Here is a 16,919-nt window from a genome sequence, read left to right as displayed (position 1 = left end):
CTATCGACAACTGTTCCAGACGTTGTTCTACCCCCTACATCCATGTAGGGGACCGCCAGGCTCCTATTTAGAGAAAGGGCTATCCGAAAGGGTAGCCCTTTTTTGCATTTGCGATTCAGAAAAGTCCTGTTGTTGTATCAGTATCAAGGGATAGCCCTCTCTCCAAATAGAAATTAGCTGCGCTAATCCACAAGCAACGCGTAACCCACGAAGAACATGGCGAGATTAGTAGTATGATTAGTGTACGGGGTACAAGCCTCCCTGCGGTGGCTTCTCGACAACTGCTCCTGCGTTGTTCTAACAGCCTACATCCTTGTAGGAGACTTGTCTGGCGTTCGGTCGGTCGGAGCTCCAGGTATTCGCTCCTTTACTCCTCCCTCTCCCCCATGTGAGTTCGAAGCACCTGTCAGCATACGAGGTCAGATCCGGCATAATATCAGGATCAGCGTTTATTGAACTTTATCGTAACTTAGCAGAAGCATCCACGTTAAGGCTCTGACCCCCGCCCATGAAATGGATTGCTAGATTTTGATAAAAATACGTTTTTTGTACAAAAACCGTGATAGCAAATAAAAAATAGTGACAGTAACGATAGCATGGCTTAACGAGGTAAGTTTCGAGGGAAGGAAGGAGGATAGTGCATGAAAGTAAAGCCCGGTTAAAGATTGTGAAGGATAAATCAAAGGGTCAAAAAGTGGCAATGCTAAACTGGCAGCAAAAAGCCACGAAAGGATATAAACAAGCAGTGGATTACTCCCGTAGATCTCCATGAAGTTATTGAGCTTGTGACATGCGGGGAGGTTTTCTGAGAGATAAATTAAACTAAGTAATATCTGAGCCAGTCCTATTGTCAGCAATACATAACTGCTGCTCCACAATGGTTTATTAAGTGGTAAATACAACGCCAAAATCAGACTAATTAAAGTACAAGCAGTGCCGTATTTTAAAAGCAAAAGAGACTTTGTAGTCGGGTTTTTCGTAGCTGATATTAATTGTGTTGTCCGATAGCCGAATAACACAGATACCGTCGCAGATAAACTACTTAGTAATCCTTCTGGTTCAAAAGGTATGCCAAATCCCTGATACATGTGATTCTGACCAAGTATGAAAAGGTCAATGTCTCTTACAAGGTTATCACTTAGTTGCCACGATGCATTATCAAAACCAATAAGGTACCAATAAATTACGAGGCCGGAACAACAAAAAAAGCTGATTTTTTTCGTCGGAATATACAAAATCACTAACACAGCTAACAGATAACAAATGGCAATTCGTTGCAGTACTCCCATGACTCTTAATTCATTGAACGTCTCAACAAAGGGAAAGGCATTTAGAAACAAGCCAATGGAAAACAATAACACAAACCGCCTTAATGCTTTACTGAGGGTCTCTATCTTATTGTTGGCTTTCTTAAGTGCATAAAAAAGCGAACTGCCAACCGCAAACAAAAAGAATGGGAATACTAAGTCAGTTGGCGTAACACCGTGCCAGTCGGAATGTTTTAAAGGCCAGTAAATATGCAGCCATGATCCAGGGGTATTGACTAATATCATTAGACACACGGTCAGTCCTCTGAACACATCCAAAGTTTTGTCGCGTTGTTTCATCATTAAATACTATTTTCTCAAAGGGTATGACAACGCTGTCATAATGGGTTGTAAATAGCAAACTTATGCCTTAAAAAGCCAGTTTATTTATATTCATTACTAGAAAGGCAATTGTGTGGAGGAAGAAGTAGGTTGGACAATGTCGTACAAACTTAATCAAACCACGCTTTCATTTTCTATCATTTTGGTTGCATGATAAGGGGTTAAAAATACCCTAGAATCTCCCTCACTGAACATTTTATTATTCGTGAGGGAAGCATGTCTGATGAAATCTCAAATGTATTGAGTGATATGATCAAAATCTTTATTTCGCTGGCAATATTAGTAATCGCAGTAATATTTCTTTATAAGGATCCCTTCCTTTGATAAGAAAGGAAGGGCTAATTTAGATAACTCTTCAATATATCTAGAGCCGCTTTCTCTTTTTCATCAATGATGCCATCAGCAGAAGCAATTTCATCGGCGAGCTTTAACGCATTAGTTTTAAACTCAGTATCTAATAATTGACTAGTGCGGTGAGCGATAAAGTGCTCGAAATCTTGTTGCTCACTCGCGTTGTTAGCTTTTTGCATACCATTGGTATAAAAATCTTGAACTGAGATATCAGAATTCCATTCAATTTCTGTGAGCCAGTTGCGAATAACCTCTTCTTCAGCTGCATCAACAGCACCATCTACCACCATAAAAAAGATGGCGATTTCAAGTAACGCTTCTCTCTGAAGCTGGTCTTCACAATCCCCCATGTCCAAAGTGCGTAGGAATTTATCGAATCTCATGGCTGTCCTGTATTTAAAAAAACAAAGTTGAATTAAATACTAACAGCAACCGCTAATTTTTGGCCAACGAAAATGTTTCCGGTTTACAACTTGGGTAGTAAAAGTAACCTGCTACACTTAGCTCAGGTTAAGAGTGAAGTGTGCTTTCAGGATGATACATAAGATAACTCGCTGTATCTGTTTTTTATTATTTTTTTTATGTACTGGGTTGCAAGCAAGTACGGCATTGAAACTTTATTACCCTCGTCCGGAAACTAATTTTGATGAGCGGACCGGTTATCCGTTGCAGTTGCTGCGGTTTGCATTCAAGAATTCAGATACTTTGAATCAATATCAATTGGTGCCCGGTGAAATGCGTATTCCAAGAGGCAGGAGTTTGAAGCTTGTCGAGCAAGGCATGGGAGTAGATGTCTTTTGGGCTATCTCTACACCAGAAAGAATTAGCAATCTTGCACAAGTGGATTTTGATATTTTCAAAGGATTATTTGGCTATCGTTTACTACTCATTAAAAACGACAGGATTAACGAGTTCAAAACACTCAGAGACAATGAAATACACAACAAGGTCGCCGGTATGTCACCAGATTGGCCGGATTATATGCTACTAAAAAAGCAGGGATTCAACGTCCAGGGGACTACTTCTTACAATAGTTTATTCAAACTATTAGAGCTCGACCGCGTGGACTACTTGCCCCGAAGTATGTTTGAAGTTTGGTTTGAACATGAGCATTTACAAAGCAAAGAGATTTCTGTATCCGATGATATTGCACTCTATTATCCTGCAAAATTTACTTTTTTCTTCGCTAAGAGCAACAAGCCAATCGCAGAGGAATTACAAAAAACCTTGCGGGCAATGGAAAGTAACGGTCAATTTGAGCAGTTTTTTAATCTGGTATGGCAGGATGTGATCACAAGGTCCTCGTTAGCTTCAAAAAAAATAATAAGACTGTCTAATGATTAAGAGTTCTCATCTCCGGTAAAATCCTTAAGCTGATTTAATATAAATGTCATACCGCAGAGTCAATATGCTTACTTTTTGACATACTCACAGGCGAATAAAATGATGAAAAACAAAGCTCTGTCCAGACGCCACTTTTTAAAACTCACTTCCAGAGGAGTGGGTCTTGCAATAGTTTCTTCCGGTTTAATGGGGTGTCTCGATGGCAATGACCTCAAGTTGCCAGAGCCCGAAACGCCAACGGTAACACCAGAACCCGAGCCTATACAGGTCGAATTTCAACACGGCGTTGCCAGTGGTGACCCAACACAAAATGCAGTTATTCTTTGGACTAGAGTAACACCAATTGAAGAAGGCTTTGATGGCGAGCTTCCTGTCAGCTGGGAAGTTGCAATTGATGCTGAGTTTCAGGAAATGGTAACAAGCGGCAGCACCAATATTTCTTCCGCCAGCGATTACACGCTGAAGATCGATGCCATCGACTTAACTGCCGGCACTACTTATTACTATCGTTTTATCAGTGGAGATACCACGTCACCCTTGGGGATGACTCGTACTTTGCCGGCGGTAGACGTATCCTCTGTCAAACTAGCCGTAATGTCTTGCTCAAATTACCCTGCTGGCTTTTTTAATGTTTATGACTTAGCTGCACAACAAGAAAATCTCGACGCGGTACTTCACCTTGGTGATTACATTTATGAGTATGACCGCAATGGCTATGCCAGTGAAAACGCCGCTGCTATGGGCCGAGAAGTGTTGCCGGATGCCGAGTTAATCACTCTGGCAGATTACCGCACTCGCTATGCGCAATATCATACCGATGCAGGGTTGCAACGGTTGCACGCTAACGTACCATTTATAGCCGTATGGGATGATCACGAAGTAACTAATGATACCTGGCGAGATGGCGCGGAAAATCACCAGGAAGATGAAGGTGATTTCGAAGAGCGTAAACTTGCAGCGTTACAAGCTTATTTCGAGTGGATGCCCATCAGGCCAGTAATTGAGGGTAACAATGAAATCATCAATCGCCAATTTAGTTTTGGGCAGCTGGTAGACTTATACATGCTCGACACCCGTGTTGTCGCACGAGATCAACAACTTGATTATGCCAACTATATTGATCCTGTTACCGGGGCAATTGATTCTGCCGGGTTTACCGCTGATGTAAGTGATACTAACCGTACAATGTTAGGTTCAGAACAGCTAACCTGGTTGCAAGGCTCGATGTCTATTTCAACGGCTACCTGGCAAGTACTTGGTCAGCAAGTGCTAATGGGCCGTATGTTGTTGCCCGCAGCAATAGCGACTCAACAGCTTTCCGTTGGAGACTATGCTGAGCTCGGCCAAATCGCAATCTTGGCACAACGCGCGGAGGCGGGGGATCCCACTTTAACAGCCGAAGAATTAGCTTATTTGCAAGCCAATATAGCGCGGCTGACACCAGAGGTGGTTGCCTTGCTTAGTCTACCATCTATCCCGTATAACCTTGATGCATGGGATGGTTATGCCTATGAGCGTGAAGTTATTCTGGGGACCGCAAAACAGCTTAATAAAAATTTAGTTGTACTTGCAGGAGATACACACAATGCCTGGGCTAACAACTTAAAAGACATTTCAGGCGATTCAGTGGCTGTTGAATTCGCGACACCCTCAGTGTCTTCTCCTGGATTAGAGCAGTACCTCTCAATTGCGCCAGAAGATGCTATTGCAACCGAAGCTGGCATAGTTCAGTTAGTTGAGGATTTGCAATATATGAATGTCATGGATAGGGGCTTTATGACCCTGACGTTCACCGCTGAGAAAGTTACTACACAGTGGCATTATGTGGATACTATTCTTTCAACAGAATATGCCGAGAATACTTCCAGAACACAAATCGCTGAAACCCAGGTTGGGTCACCGAGCGTCAATTTGATTTAATTATATACATTAAAAAGGGCGGTAATTCCGCCCTGAATTATTTCGCTAATGCTACATCAATTGGTCAGTGAAACACTGGTCTAAGTCTAGTGGCTCATCTGCTTTGTATATTTTAACCCGGTTGTAATCGAGACCTTTAAAGGCACTCTCAATGGTGTCACTAAAGATGTCAGCTTGCTGACCAATTAGTTTCCCTAAGTCACCTATAGCATCAAAATCTGACTGGTGCGCGTCCGCCAATGCTGAAATTTTGTCAGCCAGTACTTCCGTTTTTTTCAGTAATTCCTTATCTATATACAAGGTTTGCTCTGTTTCCTGAATTGCTAATTCGTTTAGTTTTTCCATCTCCTTACCATATTCAGAAAATTTGGCTTCTACTGCTTTCAATGGTCCTTGGATAACCTGCATTTGCTTTTCCAGGTCCTGCATCTTTTGCCAGGCTTCATATTCCTCATCTCCTAGCGTTATTTGCTTGACGACCTGACAGTCGTCGATAGCTACCGCGTAAACTGGGGTGGGGGCCTGGCGGGCCATTGCATACAATGAGACTAATAAAAAGCTTGAGGACAGGGCGACGGTTTTAGCGAATTTATTCATTACAAAATACCTGATATTGAGAAGTTATTTTGTAAGTCGTTCTGAGTGTTAATAAAGTTTGAATGATTCTACAAATAATTCCAAAAAAGGGGGGAAGACCCCCGCAGTTTTTTGGTTTGATCAAGCGGTGATCAATACTTTGCCATTGCGCTCTCCTTGAGCCGCATAGGCTATTGCTTCTTTGATATCCGCCACCTTGTATGTACGGTCAATAGGCGCTTTTAATTTGCCGGTCGCTATTAACATAGCCAGTTCATTGTAGAGGCTTTGTTGGGCTTCTTTGGTCGCGTGCTGAAACCATAAGGCCAACCAAAATCCTTTTACGGTGATGTCCTTAAAAATCAAATTAGCAGAGGATACCTGTGCAGCCTCGCCACTCATCATGCCGTAATTGACCAAGGTTCCTTGAGTTGTCAGGCAGTCGGCCAGGCGATTCGAAGCGCTGCCACCAACAGCGTCGATTGCTAATTTTATTTCTGCTTTTTCTGTGGTTTTGCGCACTCGCTTCACTAGGTCATCACCATCCACAAGTACAATGTCTGCACCCGCTTTTAAGAGTGGCTCAATAAGAGATTCCCGGCGTACTATGTTGATGGTTTTTAAACCGCGTAATTTGGCCAGTTGAATTAAATAGTTCCCCACCGCTGAATTGGCGGCATTCTGAATCACCCAATCACCTTCTTCCAGCGATACAAATTCTGACAGCATCAATGAAGCGGTTGGTGGATTGATGGATAGCATAGACAGTTGCTGAGCATCGGCACCGTCAGGTAACGGGATGAACTTTTTAGCAGGGGCGACTATATGAGTGGACCAGGTACCTATACCTACAGGCAGTAAAACCAACTGGCCGGGCTGAAAATGATCTACGTTGTCGCCCACAGAAACCACTTTTCCAACACCTTCATTACCACCAATAGCGGGAAGTGGCGGCAGAATACCATATAAGCCTGTTAGCGTGAGTACGTCAGAGGGATTTATCGGAGAGGCTTGCAACTCCACAAGTATTTCATCGTGCTGCGGTACTGGCGCAGTAAATTCGACAGCTTCAATGACGTCTTGGGGCACCGAGCCTCTTTCTTTATATTGTGCTTTAAGCATATTCACTCTTCCAATTGGTTTTTGCCTGTCTGAGTGTAGCAGTCTTACTGGAAATTTAAACGCTTGTTTGAATTGGCCTTTGCTATTTTCTGTTTATTGATTCGAGAAACTAATACAGAAGCAAGGAGTGAGGTGTTATTTGTGATCTTACAGTAAATACTAAAAGTGCAGGGGAGCTCCTCACTTAATCGTTCGAATAAGAGCTGCAGTTTTTAACCGGGAAATTAATTGAGGAAAACATCAGGCTGAGAGTGGTTGTTAATGAGCTGGCAAGGCGTATCGGTTTGTCTTGTAATATGACAAGCAATGATCCTTTCTACCAGCTCTAAAACACTTCTGATGGAGTCGCTTTACTTCTTAGTCATCTTGCTCAACACCAGATAGCTCGAGGGTAAGATTAGGTAAACAATGGACAAAGCCATGAATGCAACCGGGGGGCCTACGTGGCGTGCTTGCGGCTCAATGATTTCGATATAGATCAGTCCAAACAAATAGGGCATCAACATCAATACCGCTGACCAGGCCGCAGCTTGGTGTGCGGAAAAGACCGCTTTTTTGTTGCGAAAATACAGCACTGCTAAAGCAAACAAAGACCACAGTGCTGCAGGAATATTGAAATACATTAAGAGATCAAACTCAGTTGCGATCTTTTCTGATCCCAGCGTTAGTACCTCGGCTTCAAATAAGAAACTGTGTATTTTACCTTGTAATAAATTGTTCCAGATGTGCTCGGATGTATCGGTGTCCATATTACTAAGCCATGAAATCATGATTAGCAGAGTGGGGAACAATATGATTGTTGTGATGATAACCAGCTTTTTCAGCATGGCCTCAGTGGCCAGATATTGTGAAAAGTAGTGCAGTGATGTTTGCATTGTTTGTCTCCAAAACCAGTGAGTAGCTTGTTTGTTGTTATTTATTGCGCGGTGCGCAAACTCTTCTTCCAGATCGCCCGTTAAACTCTCTTTTAAGTGATTTGGGACCACCAGATTTAGTATTCTTTGTGCCAGCAGCGGAGGCTGTTTATGAGGTAATTTAGATTCGCTCATGGATCTACCTAAGCATCTATTTGCCTGATGGAAATACCATTCCAAAGCGTATTCATCGCCTCCCTGGCTCGCTTTAAGGCCTCTTGCCCTTTGGCGGTAACTTCAAAGAAGCGTTTCGGTTTGCCACCGCGCTCGGCCGTTGCCTCCCCAAATCTTGAGGTCACCATGCCTTTTTTCTCCAGGCGCTCCAGGGTGGAATACAGTGCTCCTATTGCCACATCACGTTGAATTTCATCGTGTAGTAATTGTCTCAAGCTGGCACCGTAAGCGGTTGTGCCCAACTGAATACAAGCCAATAACACGATTTGCTCGAACTCTCCTAAAAACTTTTCTTTTTCCGCCATGTTCTGCCTCAGATGTTTATAACTACAATGTAGTATTAATTGATGGAAGGTTGCAAGTAATAATTACTACAAAATAGTTTTTATTTTATTTTCCCGGATAAAAGACGCCTGTGTCATACTACGGGCTCACCTGAAAATACATCCGAATTTTGAGATAGGAACGAGTAGTGACGCTGCTGATTATTTACGTATTTATTGCCCTGGGGTTCTCATTTATTTGCTCTGTAGCGGAAGCCGTTATATTGAGCTGTTCCTCTGCATATATTTCGCTATTGGAAAGAGATGGTAAGCCGACAGGAACACTGTTACGCGAGCTTTCTTCAGACATAAACAAACCATTGTCGGCTATCCTGACTCTCAATACCATTGCTCATACAATGGGAGCTGCGGGGGCAGGGGCACAGGCTGCGGTGGTATTCGGCGATGCGTATCTGGGGGTAATATCCGCGGTATTAACACTTTTGATTTTGGTTTTTTCTGAGATCATTCCAAAAACACTTGGTGCCACTTATTGGCGTCAACTTGCTCCTGTGACCGCTTTTTTCCTTAAATATTTGATTATCGTGCTCTATCCATTTGTCAAAATGTCAGAGAAGCTAACAAAGGGATTTAAGGAAGACAGTCCACTGCGAGGCTTGAGTCGAGGTGAAATGTTAGCCATGGCAGAGATCTCTGCACAGGAAGGGCAGTTGGCGGTTCATGAAATGAACTTTATGCAGAGTTTATTAAACCTTCATGAGTTAAAAATAAAAGATGCCATGACTCACAGAACGGTGGTGTTCTCTCTACCAGAGCACCTTACGGTGGAAACCTATTTCCACAAACACGATAGCAACGAATTTTCTCGTATCCCCATCTATGAAGAGAACGAACCAGAGAAGATCAGCGGCTTTGTTATGAAGTCAGATTTGTTGCTGGCGCAAGCAAGGGGAAATGGCCAGAAACAGCTTGTGGAATACAAAAAAGAAATGATAGTGATGCTTGCAACTATGCCGCTATCGACAGCTTTTGATAAGTTTTTGAGTCAACGGGCCAATATGATCTTGGTGGTGGATGAATACGGTGGCCTTGAAGGTATTATAACCATGGAAGACTTGCTGGAAACTCTGTTAGGCATTGATATCGTGGATGAAAATGATCGCACTGTGAGTATGAAAAAGCTGGCAAAAAGCTTGGGTAAAAAACGAGAAAAAGCCGTGCTAGATAAAGTCAACGACAATAGATAAGAGGCAGCGTCCCCGATATTTGCCATTGGAGGACGCCAAGTTATTGAATTTCCTAGAATTCAACAACTTAATATACAACCGTCTACAAAGCCAGCGTCAAGACTTAACAATGCGCGTGGAGTATCTCCCTGCTACCCGAAAATCACCGTGAAGTGAGATAGTTACCTTTCAATTCCAGGATCCGTCCATACATCTTGCTATAGAATTAATAAAACTCTTAACAGCAGGTTCTCAGATATGGAATATTCCGTTTTAGGTAGTAGTGGTTTGAAGGTGTCACGTGTGTGTCTCGGGTCCATGACATGGGGTGAACAAAACACTCAGCAAGATGCGGAGCAACAACTGGATTTTGCGCTTTCCCAAGGAGTTAATTTTATTGATACCGCTGAATTGTACTCTATCCCGCCAAGGGCAGAAACTTATGGCGCGACGGAGAAGGTCATCGGCAATTGGTTGGCAAAAAATCAAGAACAACGCAAGGACCTGGTGTTAGCCACAAAAATAGCCGGGCCTGGGTTGCCATGGATTCGAGAAGGCAGCATGATTAGCGGTGAGGCGGTTAAGCAGGCGGTAGATGCTTCCCTCAGGCGTTTACAGACAGATTACATCGATTTATATCAATTGCATTGGCCCAATCGTAGTCATCCTCATTTTTCCAACCATTGGCCAGGCCAGGTGAAGTTTAGTGACACTAAAACTGAACAAGCGTCCAATGATATGCTTGAGATACTGCAAGGGCTTAACGACTGTGTAAAGGCGGGTAAGATACGTTATTGTGGCCTTTCAGACGATACCACATGGGGGATTAGCGAATACCTCAAGCTGAGTGAAAAATACAGCTTACCCCGCATGGTTTCGATTCAAAACGAATTTAACATGCTACACACCAAAGATTGGCCTTACTTGATTGAACATTGCATTCACGAAGACATTGCCTATCTGCCTTGGTCGCCACTAGGGGGCGGGGTACTAAGTGGTAAATATCTCAATGGTGCAAGGCCTGAAGGAAGCCGCTGGACAATTGCACAGCGCAATGGATTGTTCCGCGATAGTCAGGTGGTGAACAGTGCAGTGGCAGATATTAAAACACTGGCTGAACGTCATGGTATGACAGCCGCACAACTGGCACTGGCCTGGTGTGATAAAGTGGATGGTGTGACTTCTACAATCATTGGCGCGACCAGTATGCCTCAACTTGAGGAAAACCTGGCTGCATTTACAATGCCCCTGTCTGAAACGCTGCAAGCTGAAGTTTTGGTGTTATTGAAAAAGTATCCGTTGCCCTTTTAAAAAAGAGATAAGGGCGCAAAGTAAGTCGCCCTTTTACTCACTATTTACCTACCAGGCATTTCCGTTATTAACTTCAATGTAGCTAATCCCTGAAAGCTGTGGAGAGCTTACATAGTACTGTGATTCAGCGGAAGCGATCACCGGAGGGGATGTCATACATTCTGTTGTAGCCCAATAAAGCTTTATGTGCCCTGTGTGATTTCCGTTTTGATAGGGAACAACTATTCTGCCAGCCGAGTTGGCACTTAATGTCGCACCAGAAGATGACTTAGGGGAGTTGTTGCTCGAAAAGGCTCCCTGATATGTTTCGTTGCTGATACTTACTGCAGCGCCAGCCGAAGCTTCAGAATAAAATGACGGTTGATAGTAGAGCTTTAGAGTCGCATCAGAAGTATTTTGCACGATAATATGAGCCAGCCTGTTTGAACTCACAAAAACATGAGGAATAGTGGCAGAATTGTAATAGTTTTTGGTGGCGGAGTCATAGTGTCCAAAACAGGCGCCATCTATTTCCCCACTATTCAAATCATTGAGAGTTTGAGCATGTGCGTTCATACCAACGACAGTGAGCAAAGCAAATAAGCAAGTCTTTCGGTTCATTTATTTAATCCTTGGTTTCAGAGTTTAAGACATCTGTTAATAATGAGCTTCGAGTTTACCCTGATATTGAGAAGATTTTTACGTTTTCTCAAGGCCTTTGAATCATTGCTATACCACTGTAATTTGCAGGTCCAAATATTTCCAAACTGTTTCCAACCTCTCTATATCGCCAGCGAATTCAATAAAATTAACTGGATTAGACTTTTGTCTATTTGCGCTTTCTAAAATGCAGTGCCAACCTCTCAATAGGGCACATTTGTAGGGCTGAATTCGTGACAAAAAACGCCAACACTGATTTGGTTAAAAATGACAAACGGCGAACTTTTTTAAAGAGTAGCGCGGCTTTCGCAGTATCAGCAGGAGTCGCGCCTTTCGCGATTGGCAGAGCCAAACCTGTTATTAGAGTCATGGGGACACATGTAACACTGAGGGATGCCATTCGTGAGAGAGCGATGGCTGACTTGGGTATCCAAGTGGAATTCGAACCTAAGGGCAGCGCTGCGGTGCTTCAAAAGGCTTCCACTAATCCAGCCAGTTTTGATTTGTACGAGCAGTGGTCGAACAGCATTAACGTACTTTGGCGCTCACAAGCCATTCAGCCCATTGAAAAGCAAAGATTGCTATATTGGGATGAAATCAATGATCTCACTAAAACTGGAAAGATATCGGCCAGCGCAAAAATTGGTGCCGGTGATGCTCCGCACAAAATTTTAAATGTTCAAAGCAATGGATTATTGGGAGAACAACACACAGATAAAATCAGCTTTTTGCCGTACGTCCACAACGTTGATTCATTTGGTTATATCACAGATAAAGTACCTAGTGGATATGATGCAAGTAGTGAAAGCTGGGGCTGGTTACTTGATCCGGTATTTAAAGGCAAAGTAGGCGTTGTGAATGACCCTACCATCGGATTGTTTGATCTCGCGCTCGCCGCGCAAGCGAAAGGGTTAGTCACTTTTGAAGACATTGGGGCAATTACAGAGTCGGAAATGGACGCCCTGTTTTCGGTACTACTTAACTTAAAACTGGATGGTCATTTTAATGGTTTTTGGACTTCAGTTCCTGAATCTGTGCAATTCATGAAGTCCGGTCGAGTGCTAATAGAGAGTATGTTTTCACCTGCGGTATCTAGTCTCAATGGTCAGAATATTCCAGTACGCTTTGCTGCTCCGAGAGAAGGGTATCGAGGATGGCACGGGGTGATGTGTTTGTCTGCAGCGACAAAAGGACGAGAAAAAGATGCAGCATATGAATATATGAACTGGTGGCTTTCGGGTTGGCCCGGCGCGTTTATCGCAAGACAAGGTTATTATATTTCCAATCCGCAGCGTTCTAAAGATTTTCTCAGCGAGGAAGAATGGGACTATTGGTACGGTGGATTGCCTGCTGCCACTGACCTGAAAGGTCATGATGGTAAGTTGTCGGTTAAAAAAGGACAGGTGAGGGCCGGGGGCAGCTATGTCGATCGGCTCAGCAACGTTGCCGTCTGGAATACGGTTATGCCCACTTATGAATACAGTTTGCAGAAGTGGTATGAATTCATCACGGGCTGAACCAGGATAATGTTAAATGTTGAAATCAATTCGCTCACAACTGATTTTTGTTATTGTCGCGCTGATGGTTTTATTTTTGTTACAGGCCTTCTTAAATCAAAAAAGTCAATCACGGCTCAGCTCGGCTCTTGATGCCGCAGGCGTTTCTTTCTCAGATCTGAAACAAGTAAAAGCGATTGAATATGAACTTCTGAATTTACAGCGCACGGTATTGCTATTTATCAATACGGGGAGTCCCTCAGCAGTAACTCGCTTTTCCCGAAGTATGGCTAAGATCAACAATGATCTGGCCCGTTTTGAATTACTTAAACAGTCTAATCTTACGAGCACCAGCACTGATAACTCTCTAGAGAGTATGCGCTTACACTTATCTGACTATGAGGCAAATTTTCAGCAAGTCGTGGAAACCAGAGCACAGCGTGAAAGGCTATTGCAACAAGGCACTATTAAGAAAATTGATGATCTAAAAATAGCCTTAAAAACCTCAGCTGAAGGCGTTGAACAAAAATTGGTGGATGAACTTCTATTGTTCCTGGCTGATGCTGAGGTGGCTTCCATAAGATATATGGCACAACCTGGTGGCTCTTACATCAATCTCTTTAATGAGAATTTGGCTCATGCAGAGTCGCTTTCGGCTTCTCTACCAGATAGTCTTCGGGAAGCGAGTCTTGATTTAATCAAAGGGGCAAGCAGCGACTTTTTGGCGTTGACACAACTAATCCAAGGTAATCTTTTTCTGGTTAATGTCGTCATGGCGGGAGCTGCAAACGAGTTTCTGTTTTTGAGTACGCAGCTCGTGGAGGAGGTAAGCTACGCCGTAGAGCAAAATAGAAAAAAATCTCAGGAAGAGGCTCGGAAAGCAAAGCTTCAGAGCATTCTATTTTCAACGATTGCGATTCTTGTTGCATTTGGTGCGGCACTATTTTCTATTTTCAGGATTGTAGTACCTATTCGGGCAATCACCGAGGTATTTAAAAAACTCTCCAGAAACCTGAAGGTTGAATCGATTCCGGGCTTGCAGCGCAAAGATGAGATTGGCGCATTGGCGATTGCTGCACAGGTATTTAGCGACAAAAATAATGAAACTCAAGCGTTGTTGGTGGCTGCTCAAAACACCAATGCGCGCATGGAACATCTCAACCAGGAGCTAAGTAAGGAAAAATTAAAAGCTGAAAATGCGACTATTTCTAAAAGTATGTTCCTGGCTAACATGAGTCATGAGATTAGAACCCCAATGAATGGTGTTATTGGCCTGATTGAGCTGGCAAGTGAAAAAACCAATCAACCTGAAGTGCTCACTTATCTGGAAAAAGCATCCTATTCCAGCGAAATATTGATGACGGTGATTAACGATATTTTGGATTTTTCTAAAATTGAAGCTGGCAAGATGGAAATTGAAAAATGCAGTTTTGAACTACATGCATTTATTGACAATCTCATTGGGGTGGTTTCTCTGCGCACCAAGGAAAAGAATCTACAAATGAAGCTGGAAGTTGATCCCGGGCTTCCTGACAGAGTCATTGGTGACCCATTGCGCTTATCGCAAATCCTGATGAATTTGTCGAATAATGCGGTCAAGTTTACGGAGTCCGGATATATATCTATTCGCTTCTCTGGTGAGCTTAATGATGCGGGGAACGAGCTTATGTTGTGTATCGAAGTGGAAGACACCGGGATTGGCATGACAAAAGAGCAGTTAGATAAGATTTTTAAGCCTTTTGAACAAGCTGATGGTTCGACAGACAGAAAATACGGTGGCACTGGCTTGGGGTTGTCTATTGTCACTCAGCTTTTGAGTCTGATGAACGGGACAATCAGTGCCGAATCTGAACAGGGTAAAGGCAGCTGTTTTCAGGTGCGTTTACCACTCGCGGCGTTTAAAAATCAGCCCGATATTTTTGCCGAGTTACCAATGTTACCCGATACCGCGTATTACATTAATCGCAAAAACTATATTGCGGATAGTTTTCGAATCCGTGCAGGCTTGCATGGTCAATGTATCTCCGAAGAAAAGAGCGAAATACTATTAACAGAAGGCAAAGTTACGCATTTGATTTTAGAAGTTGAAAATCACAAAGAGCTTCGTCACTTCCTGGATGAATTTCCTGAACTTTCACGCAATGGAGTTCGGATCGGTGTTGTTGTTCCGTCGCTGATTGCAGATTCATTGAGTGCCAGCGATATTGGCTTCTCTGTCTTGGTGCATCCATTCAGTCCGCTGCAATTTAAAAATTTCATCATTACACTCGATAATCAAGCTAACGGTCTTGCCGCTCCCTCCGCGTCAGATGCTGGTGCTGTAGTGAAGCTCAATGGACACCTTTTATTAGTGGAAGATAACGATATTAATCAAGTTGTCGCCGGAGAACTGTTAAAAGGCTTGGGTTTGACCTTTGATGTTGCAGAAAACGGTGCGATAGCGGTCAGTAAAATAGAAAACTACCCGCATTACGACGCCGTATTAATGGACATACAAATGCCTGAAATGGATGGTTATACGGCGACCCAAAACATTCGAAGTAATGGTCATGTGGATATTCCGATAATAGGTTTGTCAGCAAATGCGATGAAAGAAGATAGTAATATGGGAAAACAAGCAGGAATGGATGATTACATAACTAAACCAATAAAAAGAGACGTCTTGATAGAAACATTGAACCGATATTTATAATACCTGGTTCATCAAATGCTTGAGTTACTCATTGGCAGTTGGACTGTGTGAAAAGTGCAGTGCGAATTATCTCGCACTGCACTATTGCTATTATTGCAATGCTGGTAAGTAGCTTTGCGCTTTGCCTGGTAACCAACCGACAACGGACTGGCGAGTCTTCTGCCAGTAGGCTGAAAGCAATAGCAAACTGCCGCCGATAAATATACCTGTTAACGCCATGCTATAGCTCACAAAACCATAGTTCTCCAATAAACCACTCATAGCATAGACGACATAGACTAGTGCAGAAACCATGATGGCTCTTCTATCTACGATAATGGATATTAAGGCCAGTAAAGTGTATAGCGCCAATACAATCATCGCTGTGGAGTAACCGGTAACACCAGAAAAGATACCTAGTGTGCTGAAGATTGGGTGTACGATCAGAGGCGCTGACAACAAGTGTAGCCAAAATGCGATATCGGAATTGCGGGTTTGACGTTTGGGATCTTTGGCATCCCAATACATAGCGAGTGCAAAAGTTATTAAACCAGCCCCTGCTAAATAGGGTTGATAGTAAAAGCGAATTTCGGGAAATTGGCTAAATAGCACACCAAACACCCCCAAAAATAGTGAGACCATACCAGCAGCCACGGTAACGGGAACTCTAAAACGTTGCCAGTGCAACCATGCACCTGCCACGGTGAGCAGACCGGCGGCGACAAATTGTAACTCATGTACTGAGTGAGAGACGTCGTAAAGGGTGATTGGAATGGCAAACAGGCCTCCTAAAAAGCTCAATAACAACCCAATAGCAGGCAGTGCCATGCGTTTTCTTCTAACAAAAACTTCTGCCAGGCCCCAAGAACCTGCCGCCAAAATGAGTGCACCTAAAACAGGCTTGGTTTCGAATCCCAACCAGGTGAGTGATGCCAACAAAAGTCCGCTAGCAATGACTACAAAAACATCATTGAAACCACTGAGTAACCGGAAGTTTTCTTCATCCACTTGATGAATATTGCGGGCTTGTGCAAATTGTTGTCTGAACTCATTGACTGCGGCAGGGCTAAAAATCCCTTTATTAACCGCTTCATTTAGATCTTCATCTGAATACATTTATCTGTCCTCGATGTGTTTTTGTCAGAAATTAATAGCGACTTTGCGTTTTCTTCTACTGCATTATTGAGGCCACATAATAAAAAATGCATATAAATCAGTAAAATAGCTGATATTTATGTTAAT

Annotated in this window: 14 protein-coding genes; 6 read left to right on the top strand and 8 right to left on the bottom strand. The window is 43.1% G+C overall.

What is annotated here, in order from left to right; all coding sequences use genetic code 11:
- Window positions 1–521 precede the first annotated feature (521 nt).
- Both ACXAGP_RS19350 and ACXAGP_RS19345 read right to left on the bottom strand, forming a co-directional pair.
- Complete coding sequence (locus tag ACXAGP_RS19350; protein WP_475263273.1) at window positions 522–1,610, bottom strand: acyltransferase family protein; 1,089 nt, start codon at window positions 1,608–1,610, stop codon at window positions 522–524.
- A 377-nt stretch (window positions 1,611–1,987) separates the two neighbouring features.
- A complete protein-coding gene (locus ACXAGP_RS19345; protein ID WP_475263272.1) occupies window positions 1,988–2,383 on the bottom strand; it encodes a tellurite resistance TerB family protein in 396 nt (131 codons plus the stop codon).
- Between the two features lie 133 nt (window positions 2,384–2,516).
- On the opposite strand from ACXAGP_RS19345, the gene ACXAGP_RS19340 reads away from it, so the two are divergent.
- Together ACXAGP_RS19340 and ACXAGP_RS19335 are read left to right on the top strand one after the other, a co-directional pair.
- Complete coding sequence (locus tag ACXAGP_RS19340) at window positions 2,517–3,344, top strand: type 2 periplasmic-binding domain-containing protein (RefSeq protein ID WP_475263271.1); 828 nt, start codon at window positions 2,517–2,519, stop codon at window positions 3,342–3,344.
- A 99-nt stretch (window positions 3,345–3,443) separates the two neighbouring features.
- Window positions 3,444–5,264, top strand: coding sequence for an alkaline phosphatase D family protein (locus ACXAGP_RS19335; RefSeq protein ID WP_475263270.1), 1,821 nt, complete (start codon window positions 3,444–3,446; stop codon window positions 5,262–5,264).
- Window positions 5,265–5,315: 51 nt separating this feature from the next.
- Here ACXAGP_RS19335 and ACXAGP_RS19330 read toward each other — a convergent pair whose 3' ends face one another.
- From ACXAGP_RS19330 to ACXAGP_RS19315, 4 genes are all read right to left on the bottom strand, one after another.
- Window positions 5,316–5,861: a hypothetical protein gene (locus ACXAGP_RS19330; RefSeq protein ID WP_475263268.1), complete on the bottom strand. Its 546-nt coding sequence runs from the start codon at window positions 5,859–5,861 to the stop codon at window positions 5,316–5,318.
- Between the two features lie 120 nt (window positions 5,862–5,981).
- Window positions 5,982–6,962, bottom strand: a complete 981-nt coding sequence (locus ACXAGP_RS19325; RefSeq protein WP_475263266.1) for a zinc-dependent alcohol dehydrogenase family protein — start codon at window positions 6,960–6,962, stop codon at window positions 5,982–5,984.
- Window positions 6,963–7,312: 350 nt separating this feature from the next.
- Window positions 7,313–8,011 carry a permease prefix domain 2-containing transporter gene (locus ACXAGP_RS19320; RefSeq protein WP_475263265.1) on the bottom strand — a complete coding sequence of 233 codons (699 nt, stop codon included), beginning with the start codon at window positions 8,009–8,011 and terminating at the stop codon, window positions 7,313–7,315.
- 8 nt (window positions 8,012–8,019) lie between these two features.
- Entirely contained in the window at window positions 8,020–8,355 is a 336-nt protein-coding gene (locus ACXAGP_RS19315) for a PadR family transcriptional regulator (protein WP_475263263.1), read from the bottom strand.
- A 167-nt stretch (window positions 8,356–8,522) separates the two neighbouring features.
- Between ACXAGP_RS19315 and ACXAGP_RS19310 the strand changes: the two genes are divergently transcribed.
- Both ACXAGP_RS19310 and ACXAGP_RS19305 read left to right on the top strand, forming a co-directional pair.
- Window positions 8,523–9,581 (top strand): CNNM domain-containing protein, encoded by a 1,059-nt coding sequence (locus ACXAGP_RS19310; RefSeq protein WP_475263261.1) that lies wholly within the window; start codon window positions 8,523–8,525, stop codon window positions 9,579–9,581.
- A gap of 237 nt (window positions 9,582–9,818) precedes the next feature.
- Window positions 9,819–10,871, top strand: a complete 1,053-nt coding sequence (locus ACXAGP_RS19305; RefSeq protein WP_475263259.1) for an aldo/keto reductase — start codon at window positions 9,819–9,821, stop codon at window positions 10,869–10,871.
- A gap of 48 nt (window positions 10,872–10,919) precedes the next feature.
- Here ACXAGP_RS19305 and ACXAGP_RS19300 read toward each other — a convergent pair whose 3' ends face one another.
- Window positions 10,920–11,471 carry a hypothetical protein gene (locus tag ACXAGP_RS19300; protein ID WP_475263257.1) on the bottom strand — a complete coding sequence of 184 codons (552 nt, stop codon included), beginning with the start codon at window positions 11,469–11,471 and terminating at the stop codon, window positions 10,920–10,922.
- Window positions 11,472–11,743: 272 nt separating this feature from the next.
- On the opposite strand from ACXAGP_RS19300, the gene ACXAGP_RS19295 reads away from it, so the two are divergent.
- Together ACXAGP_RS19295 and ACXAGP_RS19290 are read left to right on the top strand one after the other, a co-directional pair.
- Window positions 11,744–13,027, top strand: coding sequence for an ABC transporter substrate-binding protein (locus tag ACXAGP_RS19295; RefSeq protein WP_475263255.1), 1,284 nt, complete (start codon window positions 11,744–11,746; stop codon window positions 13,025–13,027).
- A gap of 16 nt (window positions 13,028–13,043) precedes the next feature.
- Window positions 13,044–15,698, top strand: a complete 2,655-nt coding sequence (locus ACXAGP_RS19290; protein ID WP_475263254.1) for an ATP-binding protein — start codon at window positions 13,044–13,046, stop codon at window positions 15,696–15,698.
- Window positions 15,699–15,788: 90 nt separating this feature from the next.
- Here ACXAGP_RS19290 and ACXAGP_RS19285 read toward each other — a convergent pair whose 3' ends face one another.
- Window positions 15,789–16,793, bottom strand: a complete 1,005-nt coding sequence (locus ACXAGP_RS19285; protein WP_475263253.1) for a hypothetical protein — start codon at window positions 16,791–16,793, stop codon at window positions 15,789–15,791.
- Between the last annotated feature and the right edge of the window lie 126 nt (window positions 16,794–16,919).

It is taken from the genome of Planctobacterium sp. AWM4_229, from assembly GCF_056160305.1.
The sequence above is the reverse complement of the archived record's forward strand: the minus strand, read 5'-3'. Positions and strand labels throughout refer to the sequence as shown.

Coding starts and splice junctions, on each gene's coding strand:
- ACXAGP_RS19330 (WP_475263268.1), bottom strand. CDS start 5,861: ATGAATAAATTCGCTAAAACCGTCGCCCTGTCCTCAAGCTTTTTATTA.
- ACXAGP_RS19325 (WP_475263266.1), bottom strand. CDS start 6,962: ATGCTTAAAGCACAATATAAAGAAAGAGGCTCGGTGCCCCAAGACGTC.
- ACXAGP_RS19290 (WP_475263254.1), top strand. CDS start 13,044: ATGTTGAAATCAATTCGCTCACAACTGATTTTTGTTATTGTCGCGCTG.
- ACXAGP_RS19320 (WP_475263265.1), bottom strand. CDS start 8,011: ATGAGCGAATCTAAATTACCTCATAAACAGCCTCCGCTGCTGGCACAA.
- ACXAGP_RS19350 (WP_475263273.1), bottom strand. CDS start 1,610: ATGATGAAACAACGCGACAAAACTTTGGATGTGTTCAGAGGACTGACC.
- ACXAGP_RS19305 (WP_475263259.1), top strand. CDS start 9,819: ATGGAATATTCCGTTTTAGGTAGTAGTGGTTTGAAGGTGTCACGTGTG.
- ACXAGP_RS19285 (WP_475263253.1), bottom strand. CDS start 16,793: ATGTATTCAGATGAAGATCTAAATGAAGCGGTTAATAAAGGGATTTTT.
- ACXAGP_RS19335 (WP_475263270.1), top strand. CDS start 3,444: ATGATGAAAAACAAAGCTCTGTCCAGACGCCACTTTTTAAAACTCACT.
- ACXAGP_RS19315 (WP_475263263.1), bottom strand. CDS start 8,355: ATGGCGGAAAAAGAAAAGTTTTTAGGAGAGTTCGAGCAAATCGTGTTA.
- ACXAGP_RS19300 (WP_475263257.1), bottom strand. CDS start 11,471: ATGAACCGAAAGACTTGCTTATTTGCTTTGCTCACTGTCGTTGGTATG.
- ACXAGP_RS19345 (WP_475263272.1), bottom strand. CDS start 2,383: ATGAGATTCGATAAATTCCTACGCACTTTGGACATGGGGGATTGTGAA.